The following is a 25,048-nucleotide window of genomic DNA, read 5'->3' as shown; positions in this document are numbered from 1 at the left end:
ACGGTCAGCGCAGGCTCGACCCGCGCACGATGCAGCGGCCACTGAGCACCACCTTGCGGGTCGGCTGCGTCGGCGCGTTCATCCGCTCCAGCAGCAGCGACATCGCGGTGCGTCCCATCTCTTCCACCGGCTGTTCGATCACGGTGATGCCGGGTTCGACCAGATCGGTCCAGCTCTCGTTGTCGAACCCGGCCAGCGCCAGATCCTGCGGAATGCGCAGGCCGGCCGCGCGCGCGGCCTTCAGCGCGCCCATCAGCAGCAGGCTGTTGCTGGCCACCAGCGCGTCCGGTCGCGGCGTCTGCGCCAGCCAGGCCTGGACCTCGGCGATCGCCGCCTCCGCGCTCGGTGCCACCTCGCGGTAGTCCGGCGTCAGCCCGTGCCCGCGCATCGCCTCCAGATAGCCGTCGCGACGCTCGGCGGCAGTGCTGCTGGTCTTGCCGAACAGGCCGCCGATGCGGCGCACGCCGCGGCCGACCAGATGATCGACCAGCGCCGCCATCGCCGCGGCGTTGTCCAGCACCACGCTGTCGTGCGTACCGCTCTTGCCGGCGCGGTCCAGCAGCACCACCGGATGATCGAAGGTCAACTTGCCCAGTTGGCTCTGGGTGGTGCGGGTGGGGGCGAAGATCAGCCCGCTGACCCGCTCTTCCTGCATCAGTTGCAGATACAGCGCCTCGCGCTGCGGATCCTCGTCGGTATTGCACAGGATCACGCGCATGCCGGCGCGGTAGGCCACGTCCTCGACTGCGCGAATGGCCGCGGTGAAGAACGGATTGCGGATGTCGGCGACGATCAGGCCGACCACCCCGGAGTGCTGCGAGCGGAGCCGCCGCGCCATCAGGTTGGGACGGTAGCCGGTCTCGCGCACCGCCGCTTCCACCCGTGCCCGCACCTCCTCGCTGACCGGGCCGTGGCCCAGTGCCCGCGACACCGTCGAGGTCGAGACGCCGGCGACGCGCGCCACGTCGTGGATGCTGACGCTCACTGGCAACGTTCCCGCTTCTTTTCCATGTCGACCCCCTGTCGTGTGGCGACACCGGATAGTAGCACCAGGCTTTTACGAAAGAATTGTGCACTGCACATTGACGATTCACTGGGAACGTTCCCACACTGCGCCCACTCGCCGCCCACCCTCAAGGATTCCGCGTGTCCCAGACGCCCGCCTCCCCCCTGGTTTCCAGCGACCTGGTCCGGGTCGATGTCCAGGCCCGCGACAAGGCCGACGCAATCGCCCAGGCGGCGCAGTTGCTGGTCGCCGCCGGCTGCGTGCCGCCGGCCTACGAGGCCAGCATGCTGCGCCGCGAAGCGCTGGCCAACACCTTCCTGGGGCATGGCGTGGCGATCCCGCACTGCACCGGCGAGGACCGCCACCTGGTGCGCCGCGACGGCATCGCGGTGCTGCAGCTGCGCGACGGCGTGGAGTGGAACCCGGGCCAGACCACGCACCTGGTGGTCGCCATCGCCGCCCAGTCCGACACCCACATCACCGTGCTGCGGCGCCTGACCCGGCTGATCCAGGATCCGCCCAAGCTGGAGGCGCTGTTCGCCAGCGACGACCCGCAGGCGATCGTCGCCGCCCTGAGCGAGGATGCGGCCGCCACCGCGCCCGCCGCCCCGGCCAGCGACCTGGCCGAGCGCTTCGACTGGACCGTGCGCTACCCCACCGGGCTGCACGCGCGCCCGGCCACGCGCTGGGTGGAAACCGCGCGCGGCTTCGCCGCCCGCATCCAGGTGCGCGCCGGCGACCAGGTCGGCGACGCCAAGAACCTGGTGTCGCTGCTGCAACTGGGCCTGCACGCCGGCGACACCGTGACCATTTCGGCCGAAGGCCAGGACGCCGCCGCGGCGCTGGCACGGCTGCGCAGCGTGATCGACGGCCTGACCGCGCAGGAGCAGGCCGACGCCGACGCCGCCGCGCAACGTCGCGCCGCGCCGGTCGCCGGCTGGACCCCGCCGCAGGCGCAGCCGGCCATCGTCGGCATCGGCGCCAGCCCCGGCCTGGCGATCGGCGTGGTGCACAAGCTGGCCGGCCACGACGTGGCGGTGGCGGACACGCCGGTGCCGCTGAGCGACGGCGGCGCCCTGCTGCACGACGCCCTGCAGCGCACCCGCACGCAACTGCAGGCCATCGAAGAGGACACCCGGCGCCGCCTCGGCGCCGGCGATGCGGCGATCTTCCGCGCCCAGGCCGAACTGCTCAACGACACCGACCTGATCACCCTGGCCTGCCAACTGATGGTCGAGGGCCACGGTGTCGCCTGGTCCTGGCAGCAGTCGGTCGAACGCCTGGCCAACAAGCTCTCGGCGCTGGGCAATGCGGTACTGGCCGGACGCGCCAGCGACCTGCGCGACGTCGGCCGCCGGGTGCTGGCGCACCTGGATCCGAGCCTGGCCGGCGGCAGCCTGGCGCAATTGCCGGCCGCGCCGTGCATCCTGCTCGCCCACGACCTGTCGCCGTCGGACACCGCCAACCTCGACACCGCGCGCGTGCTCGGCCTGGCCACCGCCGTGGGCGGACCGACCTCGCACACCGCGATCCTCTCGCGCACCCTCGGCCTGCCGGCGCTGGTCGCTGGCGGCGCCGACCTGCTGGACCTGGAGGACGGCGCCACCGTCATCGTCGACGGCAGCAGCGGCCGCCTGTATCTGGCGCCGTCGGAGGCCGACCTGGCCTCGGCCCGCGCCTACATCGAGGAACAGCAGCAACTGCGCGCGCGCGAGGCCGAGCAGCGCAACCAGCCGGCACAGACCGAGGACGGCCATCGCCTGGAGATCGGCGCCAACGTCAACCTGCCCGAGCAGGTCGCCGCGGCACTGGCGCAGGGCGCCGAGAGCGTGGGCCTGATGCGCACCGAATTCCTGTTCCTGGAGCGCGGCAGCACGCCCAGCGAGGACGAGCAGTACGCCACCTACACGGCGATGGCGCAGGCGCTGGACGGCCGCGCGCTGATCGTGCGCGCCCTGGACATCGGCGGCGACAAGCAGGTCGCGCACCTGAACCTGCCGCGCGAGGACAACCCGTTCCTGGGCGTGCGCGGCGCGCGCCTGCTGCTGCGCCGCGCCGACCTGCTGCAACCGCAGCTGCGCGCGCTGTACCGCGCGGCCAAGGACGGCGCGCGCCTGGCGATCATGTTCCCGATGATCACCTCGGCGGCGGAACTGCTGACGCTTCGCGCCGAATGCGAGCGCCTGCGCGCGGAGCTGCAGGCGCCGGAGGTGCCACTGGGCATCATGATCGAAGTGCCGGCCGCGGCGATCCAGGCCGATGCGCTGGCGAAACACGCGGACTTCTTCTCGATCGGCACCAACGACCTGACCCAGTACACCCTGGCCATCGACCGCCAGAACCCGGACCTGGCCGCCGAGGCCGACAGCCTGCACCCGGCGGTGCTGCGCCTGATCCGCACCACCGTCGAGGGCGCCGCGCGCCACGGGCGTTGGGTCGGCGTGTGCGGCGGCCTGGCCGGCGATGCGTTCGGCGCGGCCCTGCTGGCCGGCCTGGGCGTGCACGAGCTGTCGATGACGCCCAACGACATCCCCGCGGTGAAGGCACGCCTGCGCGGCAGCCGCCTGGACGCGCTGCAGGCGCTGGCGCAGCGCGCGCTGGACTGCGAAAGCGCGGCCGAGGTGCGCGCGCTCGACGGAGCCGGCGCATGAGCGTCGATGCCGTCACCGTCACCCTGAATCCGGCGATCGACCTGACCGTGGCGATCGACCGGCTGCAACCGGGCCAGGTGCACCGTGCGCGCAGCGCCCATGCCATCGCCGGCGGCAAGGGCATCAACGTCGCCGCCTGCCTGGCCGATGCCGGCCTGCGCTGCGCCGCGCTCGGCGTGCTCGGCGCCGGCAATGCGCCGGTATTCGAAACCCTGTTCGCCGAACGCGGCATCGACGACCGTTGCCTGCGCGTGCCCGGCGACACCCGCAGCAATCTCAAGCTGGTCGCCGCCGACAGCGGCGCCACCACCGATATCAACCTGCCCGGCCTGGCCCTGGACCAGGCCCAGCTCGATACCGTCGGCGCGCGCCTGACCGAGCTGCTGCGCCCCGGCCTGCCGGTGGTGCTCTGCGGCAGCCTGCCGGCCGGCCTGGCCGAGGACACCTGGCGGCACCTGCAGGCGCAGGCCGCCGCCGCCGGTGCGCGGGTGCTACTGGACACCAGCGGTGCGCCGCTGCACGCCGCCCTGGATGCGCCGCGCGCGCAACTGCCGTTCGCGATCAAGCCCAACCGCCACGAGCTGGAGGAATGGGCCGGCGCACCGCTGGCGAGCACGGCCGAGCTGCTCGGCGCCGCGCGCGCGCTGCTGGCGCGCGGCATCGGCCTGGTCGTGGTGTCGCTGGGCAGCGATGGCGCGCTGTTCGTGCGCGGCGAGCAGGCGCTGCTGGCGCAGCCGCCGCAGCTGACCGGCGGCAGCAGCGTCGGCGCCGGCGACGCGATGGTCGCCGGCCTGGTCGCGGCCTTGCGTGCCGACGCCGACCTGGCCACCTGCGCGCGCCAGGCCACCGCCTTCGCCGTGGCCACCCTGGGCAGCGGCGTCGCCCGCCGGCTGCCGCGCGAGCGCCTGGCCGACCTGGCCACCGCGGTCCGCGTGGAGACCCTGGCATGACTTCCGCCGCGTCGCTGCCGTGCGCCGCGTCCTCTTGCGCTCATCGGGAGCCCGCATGAATCCGATCCTCGTGGTGATCGCCGCCGGCGATCGCAGTACCGAAGCCGTCCTCGCCGCCGAAGCGCTGCGCCATGCCGCCACGCTGCGGGACGCGACGCTGCAGGCCGAGGTGCGCACGCCGCAGGGCGTGATCGCGCCGCTGGACCTGGCCGCCGCCCCCGCCGCCGCGCCGCTGCTGCTGGTCGGCGACGGCGACGTCGATGCCGCCCGCTTCGCCGGCCGCAGCGTGCAGCGCAGCAGCCTGGACGCGGTGCTGGCCGATGCCGGCGCGGTGCTGGCGCCGCTGCTGACCGCGGCCACCGACACCGCCGGCGCGGCCGCTGTCGGCGGCACCGAGGGCGCCGGCAAGCGCATCGTCGCCATCACCTCCTGCCCCACCGGCATCGCCCACACCTTCATGGCCGCCGAGGGCCTGCAGCAGGCGGCCAAGGCGCTGGGCCACCAGATCCGGGTGGAAACCCAGGGCTCGGTCGGCGCGCAGGACGCGCTCAGCGCCGAGGAGATCGCCGCCGCGGACCTGGTGCTGATCGCCGCCGACCGCGAGGTCGATCTGGGCCGCTTCGGCGGCAAGCGCCTGTTCAAGAGCGGCACCAAGCCGGCGATCAACGATGGCCCGGCACTGATCCGCAAGGCCCTGGCCGAGGCCAGCGTGCACGCCGCCGGCACCGGCGGCAGCGCCCCGGCCAAGGCCCAGGGCGGCCGCTCCGCCGGCCCGTACAAGCACCTGATGACCGGCGTGTCGTTCATGCTGCCCTTCGTCACCGCCGGCGGCCTGCTGATCGCGCTGGCGTTCGCGCTCGGCGGCATCTACGCCTTCGACGACGCGCACAAGGGCACGCTGGCCTGGTCGCTGTTCCAGATCGGCGCCAAGGCCGGCTTCACCCTGATGGTGCCCGCCCTGGCCGGCTACATCGCCTACTCCATCGCCGACCGCCCCGGCATCGCCCCCGGCATGATCGGCGGCATGGTCGCGGCCAACCTCGGCGCCGGCTTCATCGGCGGCATCCTGGCCGGCTTCATCGCCGGCTACGGCGTGGCCGCGCTGAACCGGGCGATCAAGCTGCCGCGCACGCTCGAGGGCCTGAAGCCGGTGCTGATCCTGCCGGTGCTGGGCACCCTGCTGGTCGGCCTGGCCATGCTCTACGTGGTCGGCCAGCCGGTGGCCGAACTGCTGGCCTGGCTCACCGAATGGCTGCGCGGCATGCAGGGCAGCAGTGCGGTGCTGCTGGGCCTGCTGCTGGGCGCGATGATGGCCTTCGACATGGGCGGGCCGGTCAACAAGGCCGCCTATGCCTTCTCCACCGGCCTGATCGCCAGCCAGGTGTACACGCCGATGGCCGCGGCGATGGTCGCCGGCATGACCCCGCCGCTGGGCATCGCCCTGGCCACCTGGGTGTTCCGCAGCCGCTTCACCCAGGACGAGCGCGGCAGCAGCGCCGCCACCGGCGTGCTCGGCCTGGCCTTCGTCACCGAAGGCGCGATCCCGTACGCCGCACGCGATCCGCTGCGCACCATCCCCGCGCTGATGCTCGGCTCGGCGCTGGCCGGCGCCATCTCGATGGCCGCCGGCGCCGAGCTGAAGGTGCCGCACGGCGGTGTGTTCGTGCTGCCGATCCCCAACGCGGTCAGCCACCTGGGCATGTACCTGGTGGCGCTGCTCGCCGGCACCGTGGTCACCGCGGTGGCGCTGCGGGTGCTGAAGAAGCCGGTTCTCGCCTGATCCCGTCCATGCGCCGGCGCGTCGCCACGCGATGCCCCTCCCCCCGTCGCCGCTGGCGGCGCGCCGGCCTTTCCCTGCTGAGGAGTTCCGCCATGTCCCGTCCCCTCGTCTCGTCCCTGCCCCTGGCCACCCTGGCGCTGGCGCTCGCCGCACCGCTGGCCCATGCCCAGGACGCCAGCGACGCCTTCAAGCTCAAGCTCGCCTACACCGGCGAAGGCGCGGTGTCGCTGGACGGCGGCAAGCATGAGGGCAGCGCCTACGCCGGGCAGCTGATGTTCGGCACCGACGTTGACCTGCAACGGCTGATGGGCTGGAACGGCGCCACGCTGAAGGTCTACGGCATCAATCGCCATGGCACCAACCTGGCCAACGGCAATATCGGCAACAGCACCTCGGTGCAGGAAATCTACGGCGGCCAGGGCACGCGCCTGGCCAACTTCACCATCGACCAGAAGCTGTTCAACGACCGCCTGGAACTGGAGGCCGGCCGCAGCGTGGCCAACATCCACTTCCTGGGCTCGGAGCTGTGCGGCTACTTCCAGGGCAACTCGGCCTGCGGCAACCCGACCTTCGTGTTCCGCACCAGCAACTTCACCTACTGGCCGGTGTCCAGCTGGGCCGCGCACGCCAAGGCCTGGGTGACCCCGAACGTGTATGTCCACGTCGGCGCCTACGAGGTCAACCCGACCCAGGCCGAACGCGGCCAGCACGGCCTGAACTGGAGCACCAACGACCGCACCGGGGTGATCGTGCCGTATGCGATCGGCTACAGCACCCAGGCCAGCGGCGCGCGCCTGCCGACGATGTACGAGCTCGGCGGCTGGCAGGACAATTCGGACTACCGCGATCCGCTCAACGACCGCAACGGCAATCCGGCGCGGCTGAGCGGGCTGGACTACGCCACCCGCAACGGCCGCTCCGGCGCGTTCTTCCGCTTCGAACAGCAGGTCACCCGCCCCGATCCGGACAGCAATCGCGGGCTGGTGCTGTTCGGCTCGGTGCTCAAGGGCACCTCCGGGCAGTTGATCGAAGACCATTTCCTGGAGTTGGGCCTGGTCCAGCGCGGCACCTTCGCCAGCCGCCCGCAGGACAACATCGCCTTCGTCGTCACCCAGCAGCACTACAGCGACGACGCCCTGGAAGACCTGCGCCTGGCCCGCGCCGCGGCCGGCGGCAGCGGCACCCCGCACCGGTCCCAGACCATGATGGAGCTGAGCTACGGCATCCAGGTGACCCCGCAACTGCGCATCGCCCCGAACCTGCACTACATCGTGCACCCGGACCAGTTCAACGAGCCGGCCCGTACCCGCGACCTGCCCAATGCCTTGGTGGCCGGGTTGCGGCTGGACTGGGCGCTCTGAGGGGCCGGGATTCGGGAGTCGGGATTGGGGATTCGCAAAGGCGGGCGGACTGCGGCCTGAAAGTTTGCGTGCAGACGCGGCGCGCGGTCTGACGCTGACAGCATCAGTGCAGACCGACCCATCCGCGCAGATGCCGACATGATTCACTCTCGATAGCGGCACGTTGAACGCACGAGGCCCCGGCATGCCGGGGCCTCGTGCGTTTTCTTCCCTTCGATTCCGATCGCAGTGGCGCTGCGCCGATCCGTCGGCGCCTGCGGGAGCGAAACGTGGCCGGCGAATCGAGATCCGTTCGATTCCGTGCGAGCCGTCTCCCTGGCGCGGGAGCGGTGACGTTGCCGACCCGTTCATGATGCCGCGGACCCGGGGGCGTGAGGATCGGCGGATGCCGCGGCCGGCTATAGGGTTTTTCCTACCCGGCGGGGTCAGGACCGGCGAGCGCGCAGCGATGTCATGGATGATAATGGTCATCACCGCATCGCAGAATCTGGATACACACTCCATCGAAGCTACATCGACGTATGTGAACGTAGTGACTTCGCCGCCGCCGATTACGACGGTTTTCCCACATCCCCGTTGCAAGCATTTCGCATCATGCGCATCCTGGTCGCCGAAGACGATACGTCCATTGCCGTTGCATTGCGCGACTCGCTCGCCGAGTGCGGCCACGTAGTGGACCATGTCGGCGACGGTGCCGCCGCCGAGCGCGCGCTCGGTAGCGAAAGCTATCAACTGCTGGTACTGGACCTGGGCCTGCCGCGCCGCGACGGTCTACAGGTACTGCAGCGCCTGCGCGCGCGCCGCGACGAGATCCCGGTGCTGGTGGTGACGGCGCGCGATGCCGTGGAAGACCGCATCCACGCGCTCGACCAGGGCGCCGACGACTACCTGATCAAGCCCTTCGAACTGTCCGAGTTCCTCGCCCGCACCCGCGCGCTCCTGCGTCGCAGCAGCAGCGGCGGCGTGCCGGAACTGGTGCTGGGGCAACTGCGCATCAACCTGGCCGGGCGCCGGGTGTGGCTGCAGGACCAGCCGCTGGACCTGACCGCGCGCGAGTTCGCGCTGCTGGAGACCCTGCTGCTGCGCAGCGGTCGCGTGGTCAGCCGCAGCCAGCTGACCGAAGCGCTGTGCGACTGGCAGCACGAAATCACCGACAACGGCCTGGACATCTCCATGCACCGCCTGCGGCGCAAACTGCACGGCGCCGGCGTCGGCATCCGGACCATCCGCGGCCTGGGCTATCTGCTGGAGGAGTCGCGCGCCGCCTCACCGGCCGCCGACCACGCACAGCTGCCGCAGTGAGCGCGACCGCGGCCGCGCAGTCGCCGGCATACCGCCACCCCAGCCTGCGCCAGCGACTGCTGGCGTTCCTGCTGATTCCGACCATGCTGCTGATGCTGGTGGTGTCGGCGCTGTTCTACCTGCTGATGCTCAAGTACACCAATCACGTCCACGACATGGACCTGAAGGAGGACACGCAGGGCCTGGCCAATGCGGTCAACGACCCCGGCGAGCGCATGCCGCTGACCCTGCAGGCGCGGCAACTGCTGGAGTACAGCAGCGACGGCCGGGTGTTCTTCAAGCTCGACAGCCGCCGCCACGGGGTGATCAGCGGCAGCACCCAGCCGATTCCGGCGCATCCGGATCCGGCCGAAGTCGGCCGGGTGATGCTGTACGACGACCGCATGGACAACGGCGTGCCGGTGCGTGTGGCCAGCCTGTTGCTGCCCTCGGCGCTGGAACCGGGCGACTGGCTCACCGTGTCGGTGGCCGAGACCCTGGACGACCGTCACCGCCGCGCCCGCGAGATCCTGGTATTGATGCTGCCGACCGAACTGCTGCTCACCTGCTCGCTGCTGGTGCTGGTCTGGCATGGCGTGCGGGTCGGCCTGCGCATGCTGGAGCCGGCGGTGCGGCGGCTCGACGACAGCCAGCGCGACCTCAGCCCGGTGTCCGGTCCCGACATCCCGGTGGAGATCGTGCCGCTGACCCAGGCCATCGACGGCCTGCTCGGCCGCCTCAAGCACATGATGGCGCTGCAGGAACGCTTCCTCGCCGACGCCGCGCACCAACTGCGCACGCCGCTGGCCGGGCTGAGCATGCACGTGCAGCGCGCCCAGGCCAGCCAGCGCCCGGAAGACACCGCGCAGGCGCTGCAGCACATCCGCCAGCTGACCGACCGCGCCACCCGCACCTCCACCCAGCTGCTGGCGCTGACCCGCACCCAGGCCCCGCGCGAGAGCATCCGCCCGCTGCTGCCGCTGGATCTGGCGCAATGGCTGCCGCAGGCGCTGGCCGAGCGCATCCCCGACGCCCTGCACGCCGGCGTGGACCTGGGCTACGACGGCGGCGACGACGACGCGGCTGCGGCCTGGGTCGCCGCCGACGCCTATGCGCTGCGCGAACTGCTCGACAACCTGCTGGACAACGCGTTCCGCCACGCCGCCGGCCGTGTGGTCACGGTCAGCCTGCGGCGCGATCCGCTGTCCGTGCGCCTGGCCGTGGACGACGCCGGCAGCGGCATCGACGAGGCCCTGCTGCCGCGCCTGGGCGAGCGCTTCTTCCGCGCCCCGGACGCGCCCGAAGGCGGCACCGGCCTGGGCCTGGCGATCGTCGCCAACATCGCCGCCCGCCACCACGCCACGCTGCGCTACCGGCGCTCGGCGCTGGGGGGCCTGCGTGCGGAGCTGGACCTGCCGGCCGGCGCGGAGCCGCAGGCATGAGCCGGAGCCGGATCCGCCCGGCCAGCGTGCTGGCGCTGGCCGCCGCACTGGCCCTGGCCGGCTGCGCCAGCACGCCGTTGCCGGACCTGCCGCAACAATCGCTGCCCGCGCGATGGAGCAGCCCGACGCCGCAGGCCGCGGTCCCGCGCCCACCCGGCACGGCCTGGTGGCAGGACTTCCACGATCCGCAGCTCGACGCGCTGGTCGCGCAGGCGCTGCGCGACGACCTCAACGTCGGCCAGGCACTGGCCAAGCTGCGCGCGGCGCGGCGCCTGGATACCGTGGCCGGCGCATCGCAACGCCCGCAGCTGCGTGCGCGCACCCTCGACCCGATCGACCCCGACGCCAGCGCCTCGTTCCTGGTGGTCGGGCTCGACTCGGAATGGGAGTTGCCGCTGTTCGGCCGCGGCGAGGCGACCCGGCGCATGGCCCGCGGCGATCTGGACAATGCCCAGGCCGACCTGGCGCAGGTACGCGCGGCGACCATCGCCGAGGTGACCCGCAACTGGATCGACCTGCGCCACGCGCAGCAGGCCGAGCGGCTGCAGCAGGATGTCGTCGCCGCCCGCCAGCGCCAGGCGACCCTGCAGGCGACGCTGGTCGACCTGCATCTGGCCACGCCGGCTTCCGCGGCGCAGGCGCAGGCCGCCGCACTGCAGGCGCAAACCGCCCTGGACGAGCCGCGCGATGCCGCCGCCGCAGCCGCGCGGCGCCTGGCGGTGCTGCTGGGCCGCGACACGCCCGACCCGGCATGGAGCACGGCCGCGGCCAGCGCCGCGCCGACGGCGTTGCAGATCGCCGCGGTCGACAGCGTCCCGGCCGACCTGCTGCGCCGGCGCCCGGACATCGCCACGCGCGAAGCCGAGGTGCTGAGCGCGGCCGGCGCGCTGGATCTGGCCCGCGCCGATCAGTACGGCAGCATCGGCCTGGGCGGTTCGATCCGCTGGTCGACCACCCTGCTGAGCCATCGCCGCACCGCCACCCACGGTATCGCCTCGTTCGGCCCGGTGATCGACATTCCGCTGTTCGACTGGGGCATCCGCCATGCCAAGGCCAAGGCGCGCGGCGACCTGCTGGAAGCGGCCACCCTGGCCTACCGCCAGACCGTGCTGGAGGCAGTCAACGAGGTCGAGGACGCGCTGACCGCACTGGAACAGCAGCGGCGCAACGTCGAGACCCAGCAGCAGGTGCTGCAGGCACAGCAGCAGGCCAGCGAGGTCGCGCAGCAGCGCCGGCGGCTGGGCCTGGGCAGCGACCTGGACGTGGCCACGCAGCAGGCCGCGCGCGACCAGGCCGCCCTGGAACTGCTGGAAGCGCAGCGCCAGCGCGACCTGGCCTACGTCGCCCTGCACACCGCACTGGGCAGCGCCACTGCGCCGATCCCCGGCACAGGCGCCGTCAGCAACCACGAAGGCGCGCAACCCTGATGGTCGCGCTGGCCCGCCAGACCCTGCGCTACGAGTGGCGCCGCTTCCTGCCGGTGGTGGTGTCGGTGGGCTTCGCCAGCCTGTTGCTGCTGCTGCAGACCGCGCTGGTGCTGGGCATCTTCGGCAGCGCCAGCGTCTATGTGTCCGGCTCCGATGCCGACCTGTGGCTGGGCTATCCCGGCACGCAGAGCGTGGACCAGGGCCGCGCCATCGATCCGGACGCGGCCGCGCCGCTGTACCTGGACCCGCGGGTGGCGCAGGTCGAGCCGTTCATCTGGTTCGACGGCGACTGGCGCGGCCCCGGCGACACCGGCGCGGTGTCGGTCTACATCTCCGGCATCGACACCCGCGACGGCGGGCTGATGTTCTCCCGTCTGCTCAGCCCCGCCCTGCGCGCGGCGCTGCGCGAACCGGACACCGTGGTGGTGGACCGCGCGGAACTGGACAAGCTCGGCGTCGGCGTCGGCAGCAGCGCGCGCATCAATGGTCATCGCGTGCGGGTGATCGGGGTCGGCCGCGGCCTGCGCGCGCTCGGCGGGGTCAACGTGCTCGCCTCGCTGGACACCGCGCGCGCGCTCAACAGCGACACTGCGCATCCGGACTGGCCGACCTACATGGTGGCCAGGCTGCGCCCCGGCGCCGACCCGCAGGCGGTGGCGCAGGCGATCGACAGCGCGGTCACGCGGCCGCGCGTGGAAGCCTGGAGCGCCGACGATTTCGCCCGCCGCAGCATCCTGTTCTGGATGTTCGACACCGGCGCCGGCTCCGGCGTGCTGTTCCTCGGCGGCATCGTGCTGCTGGTCGGCGTGGCCATCACCAGCCAGACCCTGCTCGGCACCGTGCTCGGCGCCGCGCGCGAGTACGCCACGCTCAACGCGCTGGGCGTGAGCATGCGCAACCTGCGCTGGGTGGTGCTGGAACAGGCCGCCTGGGTCGGTGCGCTGGGCCTGATCGGTGCCAGTGCGCTGGGCGCGGCGCTGGTCGCGCTGGCCCGTGCGCACGACGTGCCGGTGGCGTTCAACGCCAGCGGCTGGGGCCTGTGCGTGTGTGCGGTGATGCTGCTGACCGTGGTCTCGGCCCTGGCCGCGCTGCGCGGGCTGCGCCGCGCCGATCCGGCGTTGCTGCTGCGATGAGCCGCATCGTCGCCCCCGCCGCGCTGCATCCGGCCGCCGCCACCCTCAGCGGCAGCGGACTGTGCAAGAGCTTCGTCTCCGGCAGCCTGCGCACGCCGGTGCTGCGCGACGTGGAACTGCAGGTGTGGCCGGGCGAGCTGACCCTGATCTCCGGCCCGTCGGGCTGCGGCAAGAGCACCCTGCTGTCGATCCTCAGCGGCCTGCAGCGCGCCGACGCCGGCCAGGTGCTGGCGCTGGGCGAGGAACTGGGTGCGCTCGGCGCCACCGCGCTGGAGCAGTTCCGCCTGCGCCACACCGGCTTCATCTTCCAAGGCTTCAACCTGTTCCCGGCGCTGTGCGCGCTGGACCAGGTGCGGCTGCCACTGCAGTACATGGGCCTGGCCCCGGCCGAAGTGCGCAGCCGTGCAGAGGAGGCGCTGGCCGAGGTCGGCATCGCCCACCGCCAGCACCTGCGCCCGGCCGAGCTGTCCGGCGGCGAGAAGCAGCGCGTGGCGATCGCCCGCGCGCTGGCCAAGCACCCGGCACTGCTGTTCGCCGACGAACCCACCAGCGCGCTGGACGCCGGCAACGGCCAGATCGTGATCGACCTGCTGCACCGCATCGCGCGCCGCCACAACACCATGGTGCTGTGCGTGAGCCACGACCCGCGCCTGATCCGCCATGCCGACCGCGTGCTGTCGATGGAGGACGGCCGCATCCTCGACGACCGCCGCGTCAACGCGCCGCCCTCGCCCCTGCCCTCACGGAATCCCGCACCATGAAAGCGTTCGCCGCCGCGCCCCTGCTGAGCCTGCTGCTGGCCGCATGCGCGCCCTCGGACCGCACGCCGGCCCCGGCGCCGGCCGCCACCCCGGCCTACCTGGCGGTGGCGCGCGGCCGCATCGATGTGGAAGGCGGCGTGCTCAAGCTCGGCCTGCCGGTCGCCGCGACCCTGCGCGAGGTGCCGGTGCACGAGGGCGACGCGGTGCAGAAAGGCGCCGTGCTGGTCGCCGGCGACGACCGCGCCGCCGCGGTCGAGCTGGACATCGCCCGTACCCGCGCGCAGGCCGCGGCGACCCACCTGAAACAACTGCAGCAGCGCCTGCAAAGCGCCCAGCAAAAGCAGCGGCGGCTGGCCGAGGCTGCGCGCCTGGGCGCCGGCGACGGGCAGACCGCCGACGATGCCAGCGACGCGGTACAGAGCCTGGCCGACGCGCTGGACACCGCACGCAGCGACGCGGCCCTGGCCGACGCGCAGGTGCGGGCGGCAGAGTTGCAGCGCGCGCAGTACCGGCTGCAGGCGCCGGTCGCCGGCCGCGTCCTGCAGCTGTCGGCCGCGGTCGGCGCGCGCAGCGAGGCCAACGCGCCGCTGCTGACCCTGCTGCCGGACGCGCCGCGCCTGGTCCGCGCCGAATTGAACGAAAGCTATGCCGGCAGCGTCACCCCGGGCATGGCCGCCGAGGTCATCAGCGACGACGGCCGCCAGACCGTGCTCGGCCAGGCGGTGGTGCGTTGGCTGGCGCCGGCCTACGGCCCGACCCAGTTGCACGACGACGCCACGCCCGCCGGCAACGACCGCAGCGTGGCCTGCGTGCTGGCCTTCACCCAGCCCTCGACCCTGCGCCTGGGCCAGCGCGTGCTGGTGCGCTTCCGCAACCCGGCCGCAGCCAAGCATTGAGCTTGCACGCCGCCGCGGCGGCGAAAGGCTGCTGAAACGCGCAGCGGCGACCCTGCACGGATTGCCGAGACTGCGCAGCCGCGCCCATTCACATGATCCAATCTGCCGAGTTCCACTTCGAAGGCGGCCGCAATGGCGTGCTGCTGATCCACGGCCTGACCGGCACGCCCAGCGAAATGCGTCTGCTCGGCAAGAGCCTGAACCGCGAAGGCTTCAGCGTCCATGGCGTGCAGCTGGCCGGCCACTGCGGCGACGAGGACGATCTGCTCGCCACCAACTGGCGCGACTGGTACGCCAGCGTCGAGGCGGCGGCCGCGCGCATGCGCCCACAGGTCGACCGGCTGTTCGTGGCCGGGCTGTCGATGGGCGCGGTGCTGGCGCTGCGCCTGGCGCAGGAGCGTCCGCAGTGGGTGGACGGCGTCGGCGTGCTCGGCGCCACCTTCCGCTACGACGGCTGGAACATCCCCAAGCGCGCGCGGCTGGCGTTCCTGCTGCCCTGGTTCAAGCGCCTGGGCATCGGCAAGCGCCGCATGTTCCTGGAAGAGCCGCCGTACGGCCTGCGCGACGAGCGCATCCGCGCCCAAATCAGCAGCGCGATGCTCGGCGGCGACAGCAGCGCCGCCGGCCTGCCCGGCAACCCCTGGCACGCCCTGGCCGAGATGTACCTGCTCGCGCGCGCGGTGCGCCGCGACCTGCCCAAGGTCGTCGCGCCATGCCTGGTCGCGCACGCGACCGAGGACGACATCGCCGACCTGCGCAATGCGCGGCTGGTGATCGCCAACGTGTCCGGGCCGACGGAGCTGCTGCTGCTGCACGACAGCTATCACATGATCACCCTGGACCGCGAACGGCGCGTGCTCGGCGCGCGCCTGGCGCAGTTCTTCGCCGCCCTGTGCGCGCCGCAGCAGGCCGCCGCCTGATGGCGATGACCGGCTCGGTAGTGGGCATCTGGCTGGCGACGGTGGCGCTCGACACCGCCGGCCAATTGGCCTTCAAGTACGTGGCCAGCCACCCGCAGGGCACCGGCATGGCGCGCTGGCAGCGCATGGCGCGGCAGCCGCAGCTGTGGTTCGGCGTGGCCTGCTACGTGCTCGAATTCCTCGCCTGGACCGCGTTCCTGTCGCTGGTGCCGCTGGGCCGCGGCGTGCTGCTGGGTTCGATCAACATCGTGGCGATCATGCTGGCCGGGCGCTGGCTGTTCGGCGAACGCCTCGGGCGCATGCAGGTGGCCGGCATCTGCCTGGTCAGCGCCGGCGTGGCGGTGGTGGGGCTGGGCTCATGAGCCGGCCGTCGCTGCATCGCTATGCGGTGGGCTTCGCCCTGCTGCTGAGCTTCGACACCCTGGCGCAGATCGGCTTCAAGCTGGCCGGCACGCACGCGTTCCCGCCGCAGGCCGAACTGGCCTGGGTGCTGCGCCTGCTCGGCAGCCCATGGCTGTACGCCGCGTTGCTGGGCTACGTCGGCGCGTTCTTCACCTGGATGAAGCTGCTCGAGCACGCGCCGATCGGCCCGGCGTTCGCCGCCTCGCACCTGGAAGTGGTCAGCGTGATGCTGCTGTCGGCCTGGTGGTTCAACGAACACATCGGCCTGTTGCAGGCGCTGGGCGCGGCGCTGATCGTCGGCGGCATCGTCTGCCTGGCGATCGGCGAGCGCGCGGATCCCGCCGATGCGCACTGAAATCCCACCGACCGCCGGCCTGCCGCTGCAGTGGGGCGACCTGTGGCCAGGCCGGCCGCGCGAACGCCTGGCCAGCGCGCTCGGCCTGCCGCAGGCCCTGCTGACCTGCTCGGGCACCGCCGCGCTGATCGTGGCCCTGCGCACCCTGACCGCGGCCAACCGGCGCCGGCAGGTGCTGGTATCGGCCTATACCTGCCCGCTGGTGGCGCTGGCGGTGGCGCACTGCGGCCTGCAACTGGTGCTGTGCGATCTGCTGCCCGGCTCGCTGGAACTGGACCCGGTGCAGCTGGCGCAGCGCTGCGGCAGCGACACCCTGGCCATCATCGCCACCCATCTGGGCGGGCGTCTGATCGACCTGGCGCCGCTGCGCCGCGCCGCCGAAGGCTGCGGCGCGCTGCTGATCGAAGACGCGGCGCAGGCGCTGGGCGGCGTGCACCCCGACGGCCGCCCGGCCGGCCTGGGCGGCGACATCGGCTTCTGCAGCCTGGCCGCCGGCAAGGGCCTCACGCTGTACGAAGGCGGGCTGCTGATGTCGCGGCATGCGCCGCTGCAGCGCAGCCTGGCCGACACCGCCGCGCGCCTGGGCCAGCGCGACTGGCGCTGGGAACTAAGGCGCAGCCTGGAACTGCTCGGCTACGCCGCGCTGTACCGGCCGCAGCCGCTGCGCTGGGCGTACGGCGCACCGGTGCGCCGCGCACTGCGTCGCGGCGACCGCATCGGCGCGGCCGGCGACCGCTTCGGCACGGCCATCGCCCAGCACGCGGTCGGCGCCTGGCGCGAAAGCGTCGGCGTGCGCGCCAGCGCGCGCTGGCCGGCATTTCTTGCGCAGATCCGCGAGCAGGGCCGGCGCCGCAGCGCACGCCTGGCCAGCGTCCCCGGCCTGAGCGTGATCGCCGATACCGCCGGCGCCCAGGGCAGCTGGCCGATCCTGATGGTGCTGCTGCCCGATGCGGCCGCACGCGAATCGGTGCTGGACGCGCTGTGGCCGCGCGGACTCGGGGTGGCCGTGCCGTTCGTGCACGCCCTGCCCGACTACGACTACCTGGACGGCATCGTCGAGCGCACGCCGATGCCCAACGCCAGCGACTTCGCCGCGCGCTGCCTGAGCATCAGCAACAGCCCCTGGCTGGACGAGGCGCGCTTCGAGACCATCGTCGCCACGCTGCAGGCGGCCTGCGCCGTTTCCTGTCAGAAACTAGCACCCGTGGATATTGCGCTTGCTGGTGTCTGCGGATAATCTACACGGCTAAGAGACGCGTAAAATTATTATAAAAAAACGCGCTGAAGTTAATGTAGACCCCTGAATTTAAAGAATTATCTGGAGCAAAAATGAAAAGGACTATTTGGCTAACCGCCACTGTGGCATTCGCCAGCATTGTTGCAATATTTTTCTTTCAAAAGAAAGAAAACAATGAAAATTCGCTCAGTCAGGCACAGCTTACGAACTCCACTGAATCCAGCGAAAAATCATTAAATCCCGAAATTTCAGCAACTGGAAAAGAAGAAGAAAAAAGCGGGCCATCGAGACCTGCAAAAAAATCCATAAGGCACCCGTTCCCCGAAGTACCGCAAACGCGAAGAGGAATGAGCTTCGAGAACGATCCATTTCTTGCAGAAAGCAAAGCCGAGCAGGCTTGGCTGGATCGCCACGGCTACCCCAATGAAAAACAATGGGAGGCCTATATGACAGCCCCGGAAGCTCTTTTGAAAGAAGCAGCAGACGCCGGAGACATGGCAGCGAAGGCAATATTGGATGCGCGCTTATTGCCAACCGATCAACAGGCGCAGCAACGCCTCATAGACGCAGGCGCAGAAGGAAATCTTTTTGCCCTAAATATGCTTGCCTCCTATCAAGGCGGAGCATCCAATGGAGATCCAGTTGCAGCCTATGCTTTGTCCCGCGTTTTAGAAATGCGAGGAGATACCCGCGCCGGAATCACCAGAGACGCAATGATTACAAAACCATTATCGACCCAACAAAGGACATTAGGAGAGTCGGAAGCATTGCGAATAAATGACGCGATCAACAATATATACAAGTCGAAATATGGGATAGATCCCAAATTAGACAAGCGCCCCATTGGCGCACAGTAAATCCACAAAAAGGAATTAATTTTATGCAAAAGAAATATGGAATTGCACTGCTATCTTTTAGTGGGATCATGGGTGTAGCACTGGCATGTTCCGAGCTCCCCATACCCCCATTGCCACCGATTTCGGTAACGCTAGGCGACCTACCAAAGTTCAGCGACTACTCCAACCCAGCAAATGCCGCCTTTATGTCGAAACTCGATGCATCTGCATCAAAAGTTCTCGGCGAAGGCACATGGGTAAACAACTCCTACAAAGGCTATGTCGCCTACACATTCAAAATGCTGATGTACTCAGGGCGAAATATTGTCTACATTGAAAAGCCGTGTGGCAAAACCGCAAAGGAAGTGGCCAAGGAGCTGCAAGATCAAGCTTCGAATAATAGTGGCGGTGGTGGCGGCGGCGGCAATGTAGGCAGTGGTAGCGGTGGCGGCATCCTAATTGGAGGCGGCTGCTATGGAAGCTGCGGGGGAAAAATGCCAGTTGTCGACGTAGGCCCCCCAGAGCAAACAAGTTAATCCACCCAGAGGTTTGGCATGCAAAACGGCTTCATAGCAAAGCACATCGAATTGACATGTCGGGGCCGACGAATATGTCGCCCCGGCGTTTTGGCAACCCTCTTATACAGCAGCGCCTTTTGATAGGCGCTTCGAGCAGATTCGAACCACCTTGATCCAAAGCAGCGCGCGCACCTCAATCAATCATTTAGATACGCTGGCCGCGTCCAGCGCCGCCAGCAGCCGCAGGTTCAAGGCGTGCTGCTGCGCCTGCCAGGCCGCCAGATCCGCCGGCGAGGGTTCGGGTTGCGCATCCAGCGCCGCCAGTTTTCGCTTCCACCATTGCGGGTAATGGGCCAGCGAGACCTCGCCGGTGATGTCGCTGCCGCACACCTGCCCGCGCAGCGCCTCGATCGCCTGCAGCAACTGCGGCACGCGCAACTGGCCCTGATCCCAGTTGGTGCGCACGTCCTGCGGATCCAGCACGTCCTTGTCCAGCGACAGGTAGGTCGGCATCGGCGTGCGCCGCAGGTGCTCGACGAAGGCGTCGCTCAGCTCGCTCACGCTGTCGAAGCCGCGCACCGCCCGGCCCAGGCCCAATCGCCGCGCCCACCCCACGTCCACGCCGCTGCACCAGTAGCGCAACTTGCCGCGGTACAGCGGCAACAGATGGTTTTCCCAGGCATGGCCAGGGCCGACGTCGCCGGAGGTGATGCCGGCCACCTCGACCTGCACCACCTGCGGCAGCGCGGCGATGCGTCGTACCCAGGAACCGCAGTGCACGCCGAACGGGAAGCGCATGTTGTCCGGATGGTTGTCGAACACCACCACCCGCAACGGCGCCTGCGCACGCTGCGCCAGGCGCACGATCAACGGCAGGCTCAGGTGATGGAAATCGCCGCTGCCCAGCAGCACGGTGCCGTACTGCGCTGGCAGCGCCTGCTCCAGCGCCGCGCCGAAGCGGCGCAGCCGCGCCATCGAGCAGGCGAAGCGCAGACCATCGCACCAGTCGCGCAATGGCAGGCGCACGGCGTCGGGCACTGCGCCCAGCGAGGCGTCGAGATCGAGCAGGACCGGGGTACGCATCTCAGTCCTCCTCGGCAGTATCGGCCGCCGGCCCGACGTCGTCGGATTCGAACAGCGGCCGCAGCCGCCGCAGCACGGCGCGCAGCAGCGGATTGCGCAGGTACACCGCATGCCAGGTGTAGGTGAAGCTGGCGCCGAGCTGGGCCTTCACCTCCGGATCGGTCCAGCCGGCGACGTAGGCGGTGAGGCCGTGGCGGCAGGCATAGTCGAGGTTCTCGATCCAACTCAGCGCGTACAGGTTGTGGTCGCGCGCATCCGGGTAGTGCAGCCCGATGTACTTGTCGAGCAGCCGGCCCTCGTGCACGTAGCACAGGTTCCAGCCGATGATGCGGCCCTGGTGCCGGTACACGAATACCTGCCCGCCCGAGTCGGCGTCGGTCAGCAGCGCGTCGAAGAACGGCTCGGTGAGCAGGTCGAAATGGATCTCGCTCTGCGCGTACACCTCCTGGTACAGCGCATAGCAGTGCGCGCGCAGCGCCGGGTCGGCGAAGGCCGGGCCGGTCGGCAGCACCTCGATCTCCAGATCGGCACGCGAGCGCAGCTTGCGGCGGATGTTGCGCCGGCGCCCGCGCGAAAGCCGCGCCAGGTATTCGTCCGTGGAGGCGAAGTCGATCGGCACCCAGGCCAGCGCCTGCCCGCGCAGCAGCACGTAGCCGTTGCGCTCGCAGGCGTCCAGGAACGCCTGCGCCCAGGCGTTGTCGGCCTCATCCAGCAACGGCGAACGCTGCGGCACGTCCTTGACGATCATCAGCGCGCGGCGCCGGCCCAGTTGCGCGCGCCACTGCCGCGGCAACTGCGCCGGGTCGGCCGCGCGCGGCAGCCAGGCGTACTCGCTGACGGTGCTGCCGACGAAGCTGGTGCGCGGCCGCAGCAGGCGCTGCCACAGGCGCTGCAGCGGCAGCCGCGCCACCTTCGCGCGCAGCTCGGGTTCGGCGGTGGTGAGCAGGTCGAAATCGGCCTCGAAGGCCGGCACCCCGTGCTCCAGGGGCTGGATCAGGAAACCGGACGGCGGGTGCTGCAGGAACTGCCGCTGCAAGGCCTGCGGCTCGAGTTGGTTGACGAAAGGCATCTGCAAGATTGATCGTCTAGCGTGGAGAATGGATGCTGCGGCCCAGGCCGCAGCGTGCGATCCACCGGCGGCGGGCGCCGCACGGTGGCCCTTCATTTCGCGGAGCACTGCCATGACCCCGTCCATCGAGTCGCAAATCCACAGCATCGTCGCCAAGCATGGCGAGATCGACCCGGCGCGCCTGACCCCGGATGCCAAGCTGCAGGACCTGGGCGTGGATTCGCTCGAGGCCATCGAAATCCTGTTCGACATCGAAGAACACTTCGACATCACCTTCCCGCAGCGCGACCCGAACCTGGACGACGGTTCGCTCGGCAAGCTGGTGCAGGCGGTCGAGGACGCGCTGGCGGCCAAGGCGGCGGCCGGCGCGGCGCAACCGGCGCACTGACGCGCCATGGGCGCCTCCCCGCACGCGCGGCGCGTCGTGGTCACCGGCATGGGCGCGGTCAGCGCGCTCGGCCTGGGCGCCGAGGCGCTGTGGAGCGCGATGCGCGAGGGCCGCAGCGGCATCGCCGCCCTGCCCTCGCCCGATCCGCTCAGCACGTTGAAGATGCGCGTGGCCGCGACCCTGCAAGGGTTCGCTCCGGATGCCACGCAGACCGGCGGCATCGCCCCCGGCCAGCTCGACCGCATGACCCAGATGGCGCTGGTCGCCGCCCGCGAGGCGATCGCCCAGGCCGGGCTGCCGCACGGCGATGCCGCGCTCGGCGCGCGCTGCGCGGTAGTGGTCGGCACCGGCGTCGGCGCCGAACTCAGCCGCGACGAACAATCGCGCCGGCTGTACCGCGACCAGGCCGAACGCCTGCATCCGCTGACCATCGTGCGCAGCATGGCCAACGCGCCGGCCAGCCAGATCAGCATCGCCTTCGGCCTGCGCGGCCCGGCCTTCGCCGTCTCCAGCGCCTGCGCCTCGGCGAATCACGCCTTCGCCCAGGCCGCGCTGATGGTCCGCCATGGCCTGGCCGACGTAGCCATCGCCGGCGGCAGCGAAGCCTGCCTGAGCCTGGCGCTGATCCGCGCCTGGGAAGCGATGCGGGTGGTCAGCGACGACACCTGCCGGCCGTTCTGCGCGCAGCGCAGCGGCCTGGTGCTGGGCGAAGGCGCCGGGATGTTCGTGCTGGAAAGCGCCGAGCACGCGGCCGCCCGCGGCGCGCTGCCGCTGGCGGAGCTGGCGGGATTCGGCATGAGTTCCGATGCCGGCGACATCGTCGCGCCCAGCGTCGACGGCGCCGCCACGGCGATGCGCCTGGCGCTGCAGGATGCCGGCCTGGCGCCGGAACAGATCGACTACATCAACGCCCACGGCACCGGCACGCAGGCCAACGACCGTTGCGAGACCAGGGCGCTGCGTCAGGTGTTCGGTGCGCACGCCGAGGCGCTGGCGGTCAGCTCGACCAAGGCGGTGCACGGCCACGCGCTCGGTGCGGCCGGCGCGCTGGAACTGGTGGCGGCGATCGGCGCGCTGCGCGAGCAGGTGGTCCCGCCCACGGCCAACTTCCTCGATGCCGATCCCGAATGCGATCTGGACTACGTGCCCAACCAGGCGCGCGCCCGCAACGTGCAGGCGGTGCTGAGCAATTCCTTCGCCTTCGGCGGACTCAATGCGGTGATCGCGCTGCGCGCGGCGGGCTGAAGCGCCCGCCGCCACAAACAACGGCGGGAGGCAACGCGAACCGCGCGCGTCGTCTCCCGCCCGGCTCATGCGACCTGCTTGGCGCGGGTCAGCAACTGGTCCAGCAAGGACAGGCCCAGGTCGATCTCTTCGTGGCTGATGTGCAGCGACGGCGCCAGCGTGATCACGTTCTTGTAGTAACCGCCCACGTCCAGAATCAGGCCGATGCGCTTGCCGTTGTGGCGCAGTTCGCCTTCCAGGCCCATGTCGACCATGGTGTCGAGCAGCTTGCGGTTCGGCGTGAAGCCGTCCGCCTGGCAGATTTCCGCACGCAGGGCCAGGCCCAGGCCGTCGACGTCGCCGATTTCCGGGTGACGCTTCTGCAGGTCGCGCAGGCCGTCCAGGAAGTGCGCGCCCTTGGCCATCACCATCGACTCGTAGTCGGTCTCGGCCAGCATGCGCATGGTCTCCAGGCCGACCGCGGTGCCCAGCGGGTTGGAGGCGAAGGTGGAGTGGGTCGAACCCGGCGGGAACACGGTCGGGTTGATCAGTTCCTCGCGCGCCCAGATGCCGGCCAGCGGGTTCAGGCCGTTGGTCAGCGCCTTGCCGAACACCAGCACGTCCGGGGTCACGCCGAAATGCTCGATCGCCCACAGCTTGCCGGTGCGGAAGAAGCCCATCTGAATTTCGTCCACCACCATCAGGATGCCGTACTTGTCCAGCACCCGCTTCAGGCCGGTGAAGAAGTTCGGCGGCGGGATCACGTAGCCGCCGGTGCCCTGGATCGGCTCGACGTAGAACGCCGCGTACTCGCACTGCCCGGCCTTGGGATCCCACACGCCGTTGTACTCGGTCTCGAACAGGCGCTCGAACTTGGCCACGCACTGCTCGCCGTACTCTTCCTTGGACATGCCCTTGGGGCCGCGGAAGTGGTACGGGAATTCGATGAACTGGGCGCGGTCGAAATGACCGAAGCGGCGGCGGTAGCGGTACGACGAGGTGATCGCCGAGGCGCCGAGGGTACGGCCGTGGTAGCCGCCTTCAAAGGCGAACACCAGGCTCTTGCCGGCGCTGGCGTTGCGCACCAGCTTCAGCGAGTCTTCCACCGACTGCGCGCCGCCAACGTTGAAGTGCACGCGGCCCTTGCGGCCCCACTTGCGCTCGGCGTCGACCGCGATGGTCTTGGCCAGCTCGATCTTGGTCGGGTGCAGGTACTGGCTGGCGACCTGCGGCAGGGTCTCGATCTGGCGGGTCAGCGCCTGGTTCAGGCGCGGATTGGCGTAGCCGAAGTTGACCGCCGAGTACCACATCTGCAGGTCCAGGTACGGCACCTCTTCGGTGTCGTACAGGTAGCTGCCGTCGCAGCGGCCGAAGATGCGCGGCGGCTCGCTGTAATGCACGGTGTCGCCGTAGGAGCAGTACTGGGACTCGTCGGCCAGCATCTGCGCATCGCTCAGCGCGCGCTGGTGGTCGGCACCGGTGCGCAGCAGCGCCTCCGGATCGGGCGCGGCATCGCCATGCAGCGGTGCGAGCGAGGAAAGCGAAACATTCCGGTTCATCGGGATCAGGCTCGTTGGGTGACGGGAAGCGGGAAGGACACGGTGGTGGTCGCCGGCACCGCTAGGTCGGGCAGCAGGGCGATGGCGTCGTCGAAACCGGTGATCGCGCAATGGGCGATCCCGTTGGCGCGGCAATGGCGCAGCAGCCCGTCCTTGGCGAACACCAGGTCGGCCTTGCCGGCCAGGCAGAAATCGGAACGACCGTCGCCGATCAGCAAGGTGGCGCGCTCGGGCGGCTGCTGCGCCATGACCGCGCACTTGCAGGTGCCGCTGGGGCAGTCCGGGCGCGCATGCGGCGAGGCCATGCGCCATTCGCCCGCGTCGGTGCGCAGCAGGCGGTTGGCGATGATCGGCAGATGGTGCAGGCCGTGGCGGGCGAGGATCCGGGCGATGCCGTAGTCCAGGCCGTCGCTGACGATGCTCAGCGGGATGCCAAGGCGTTCGGCCAGCGCCACGAAGCGCACGAAGGCCGGGTCGATCCGCACCGCATCCAGCACCCGGTGCAACGCATCGACGTCGCCGTCGAGCAGCGCGACCTGCTTGCTCATGCACTCGCGGGCCCCGATCCGACCCGCGACCCAGTCGTCCTCCAGTTCCTGCCAACCGGGGCGCCCGAGGTGCTCGAGCAGGCTGTCGGTCACGTCCTGCAGGGACACGGTACCGTCAAAATCGCAAAGGATGTTCCATTGGGCGCGCAAGGTGGCTCTCCGGCTGATGGGTGCAGAGCCTAGGCACGCTGTCTTTCGCACTCCTTTCGGCGAGGTGAAAG

At 70.3% G+C, this 25,048-nt stretch carries 23 protein-coding genes; 18 read left to right on the top strand and 5 right to left on the bottom strand.

The features are described from left to right. Nucleotides 1-4: 4 nt before the first annotated feature. The gene (locus CEK68_RS12290; protein WP_017912608.1) at nt 5-985 is read right to left on the bottom strand and encodes a LacI family DNA-binding transcriptional regulator; all 981 of its coding nucleotides are present in this window, start codon (nt 983-985) and stop codon (nt 5-7) included. Nucleotides 986-1,146: 161 nt separating this feature from the next. Here CEK68_RS12290 and ptsP point away from each other — a divergent pair, with 161 nt between their 5' ends. From ptsP to CEK68_RS12210, 16 genes are all read left to right on the top strand, one after another. Beyond that, on the top strand, nt 1,147-3,657 hold the full coding sequence (gene ptsP, locus CEK68_RS12285; protein ID WP_152239542.1) for a phosphoenolpyruvate--protein phosphotransferase: 2,511 nt from the start codon (nt 1,147-1,149) through the stop codon (nt 3,655-3,657). Further along, on the top strand, nt 3,654-4,607 hold the full coding sequence (gene pfkB, locus CEK68_RS12280) for a 1-phosphofructokinase (RefSeq protein WP_152239541.1): 954 nt from the start codon (nt 3,654-3,656) through the stop codon (nt 4,605-4,607). The genes ptsP and pfkB overlap by 4 nt, the downstream gene beginning before the upstream one ends. 55 nt (nt 4,608-4,662) lie before the next feature. Continuing rightward, nucleotides 4,663-6,387, top strand: coding sequence for a fructose-specific PTS transporter subunit EIIC (locus tag CEK68_RS12275; RefSeq protein ID WP_152239540.1), 1,725 nt, complete (start codon nt 4,663-4,665; stop codon nt 6,385-6,387). 92 nt (nt 6,388-6,479) lie between these two features. Further along, nucleotides 6,480-7,748, top strand: a complete 1,269-nt coding sequence (locus tag CEK68_RS12270) for a carbohydrate porin (RefSeq protein WP_152239539.1) — start codon at nt 6,480-6,482, stop codon at nt 7,746-7,748. A 594-nt stretch (nt 7,749-8,342) separates the two neighbouring features. Further along, on the top strand, nt 8,343-9,050 hold the full coding sequence (locus CEK68_RS12265; protein WP_017912289.1) for a response regulator transcription factor: 708 nt from the start codon (nt 8,343-8,345) through the stop codon (nt 9,048-9,050). Next, on the top strand, nt 9,047-10,471 hold the full coding sequence (locus CEK68_RS12260) for a sensor histidine kinase (RefSeq protein WP_152181110.1): 1,425 nt from the start codon (nt 9,047-9,049) through the stop codon (nt 10,469-10,471). Before CEK68_RS12265 ends, CEK68_RS12260 begins: the two co-directional genes overlap by 4 nt. Beyond that, nucleotides 10,468-11,898: an efflux transporter outer membrane subunit gene (locus CEK68_RS12255; RefSeq protein WP_152181109.1), complete on the top strand. Its 1,431-nt coding sequence runs from the start codon at nt 10,468-10,470 to the stop codon at nt 11,896-11,898. Before CEK68_RS12260 ends, CEK68_RS12255 begins: the two co-directional genes overlap by 4 nt. Continuing rightward, on the top strand, nt 11,898-13,031 hold the full coding sequence (locus tag CEK68_RS12250) for an ABC transporter permease (protein WP_017910964.1): 1,134 nt from the start codon (nt 11,898-11,900) through the stop codon (nt 13,029-13,031). The genes CEK68_RS12255 and CEK68_RS12250 overlap by 1 nt, the downstream gene beginning before the upstream one ends. Next, nucleotides 13,028-13,792 (top strand): ABC transporter ATP-binding protein, encoded by a 765-nt coding sequence (locus CEK68_RS12245; protein WP_017912707.1) that lies wholly within the window; start codon nt 13,028-13,030, stop codon nt 13,790-13,792. Before CEK68_RS12250 ends, CEK68_RS12245 begins: the two co-directional genes overlap by 4 nt. After that, on the top strand, nt 13,789-14,688 hold the full coding sequence (locus CEK68_RS12240) for an HlyD family efflux transporter periplasmic adaptor subunit (protein ID WP_148828404.1): 900 nt from the start codon (nt 13,789-13,791) through the stop codon (nt 14,686-14,688). The genes CEK68_RS12245 and CEK68_RS12240 overlap by 4 nt, the downstream gene beginning before the upstream one ends. Nucleotides 14,689-14,780: 92 nt before the next feature. Further along, a complete protein-coding gene (locus CEK68_RS12235) occupies nt 14,781-15,608 on the top strand; it encodes an alpha/beta fold hydrolase (protein ID WP_017910935.1) in 828 nt (275 codons plus the stop codon). Further along, complete coding sequence (locus CEK68_RS12230; RefSeq protein WP_017914162.1) at nt 15,608-15,970, top strand: EamA family transporter; 363 nt, start codon at nt 15,608-15,610, stop codon at nt 15,968-15,970. Before CEK68_RS12235 ends, CEK68_RS12230 begins: the two co-directional genes overlap by 1 nt. Further along, nucleotides 15,967-16,365: a DMT family transporter gene (locus CEK68_RS12225; RefSeq protein WP_010342594.1), complete on the top strand. Its 399-nt coding sequence runs from the start codon at nt 15,967-15,969 to the stop codon at nt 16,363-16,365. Before CEK68_RS12230 ends, CEK68_RS12225 begins: the two co-directional genes overlap by 4 nt. Then, complete coding sequence (locus CEK68_RS12220) at nt 16,355-17,602, top strand: DegT/DnrJ/EryC1/StrS family aminotransferase (protein WP_152239538.1); 1,248 nt, start codon at nt 16,355-16,357, stop codon at nt 17,600-17,602. The genes CEK68_RS12225 and CEK68_RS12220 overlap by 11 nt, the downstream gene beginning before the upstream one ends. Nucleotides 17,603-17,694: 92 nt before the next feature. Then, nucleotides 17,695-18,459: a hypothetical protein gene (locus CEK68_RS12215; RefSeq protein ID WP_226977865.1), complete on the top strand. Its 765-nt coding sequence runs from the start codon at nt 17,695-17,697 to the stop codon at nt 18,457-18,459. A 23-nt stretch (nt 18,460-18,482) separates the two neighbouring features. After that, the gene (locus CEK68_RS12210; protein WP_152239537.1) at nt 18,483-18,974 is read left to right on the top strand and encodes a hypothetical protein; all 492 of its coding nucleotides are present in this window, start codon (nt 18,483-18,485) and stop codon (nt 18,972-18,974) included. A 183-nt stretch (nt 18,975-19,157) separates the two neighbouring features. On the opposite strand, the gene CEK68_RS12205 is transcribed toward CEK68_RS12210, so the two are convergent. Both CEK68_RS12205 and CEK68_RS12200 read right to left on the bottom strand, forming a co-directional pair. After that, a complete protein-coding gene (locus CEK68_RS12205; protein WP_152239536.1) occupies nt 19,158-20,039 on the bottom strand; it encodes an arginase family protein in 882 nt (293 codons plus the stop codon). 1 nt (nt 20,040) lies between these two features. Continuing rightward, complete coding sequence (locus CEK68_RS12200; protein WP_152239535.1) at nt 20,041-21,108, bottom strand: GNAT family N-acetyltransferase; 1,068 nt, start codon at nt 21,106-21,108, stop codon at nt 20,041-20,043. A 112-nt stretch (nt 21,109-21,220) separates the two neighbouring features. Between CEK68_RS12200 and CEK68_RS12195 the strand changes: the two genes are divergently transcribed. Together CEK68_RS12195 and CEK68_RS12190 are read left to right on the top strand one after the other, a co-directional pair. Beyond that, on the top strand, nt 21,221-21,496 hold the full coding sequence (locus CEK68_RS12195; protein ID WP_010342598.1) for an acyl carrier protein: 276 nt from the start codon (nt 21,221-21,223) through the stop codon (nt 21,494-21,496). A gap of 6 nt (nt 21,497-21,502) precedes the next feature. Beyond that, a complete protein-coding gene (locus CEK68_RS12190; protein WP_152239534.1) occupies nt 21,503-22,741 on the top strand; it encodes a beta-ketoacyl-[acyl-carrier-protein] synthase family protein in 1,239 nt (412 codons plus the stop codon). A 65-nt stretch (nt 22,742-22,806) separates the two neighbouring features. Here the strand turns inward: CEK68_RS12190 and CEK68_RS12185 are convergent, their stop codons facing one another. Then, entirely contained in the window at nt 22,807-24,162 is a 1,356-nt protein-coding gene (locus CEK68_RS12185) for an aminotransferase class III-fold pyridoxal phosphate-dependent enzyme (RefSeq protein ID WP_198526533.1), read from the bottom strand. A 122-nt stretch (nt 24,163-24,284) separates the two neighbouring features. Continuing rightward, a complete protein-coding gene (locus CEK68_RS12180; RefSeq protein ID WP_026143941.1) occupies nt 24,285-24,977 on the bottom strand; it encodes an MtnX-like HAD-IB family phosphatase in 693 nt (230 codons plus the stop codon). Nucleotides 24,978-25,048: the final 71 nt, after the last annotated feature.

The sequence above is a fragment of the Xanthomonas sp. LMG 12461 genome, assembly GCF_009192935.1.
In the GTDB taxonomy this organism is placed as follows: domain Bacteria; phylum Pseudomonadota; class Gammaproteobacteria; order Xanthomonadales; family Xanthomonadaceae; genus Xanthomonas_A; species Xanthomonas_A sontii.
This window is presented reverse-complemented; position numbering and strand designations above follow the sequence as displayed.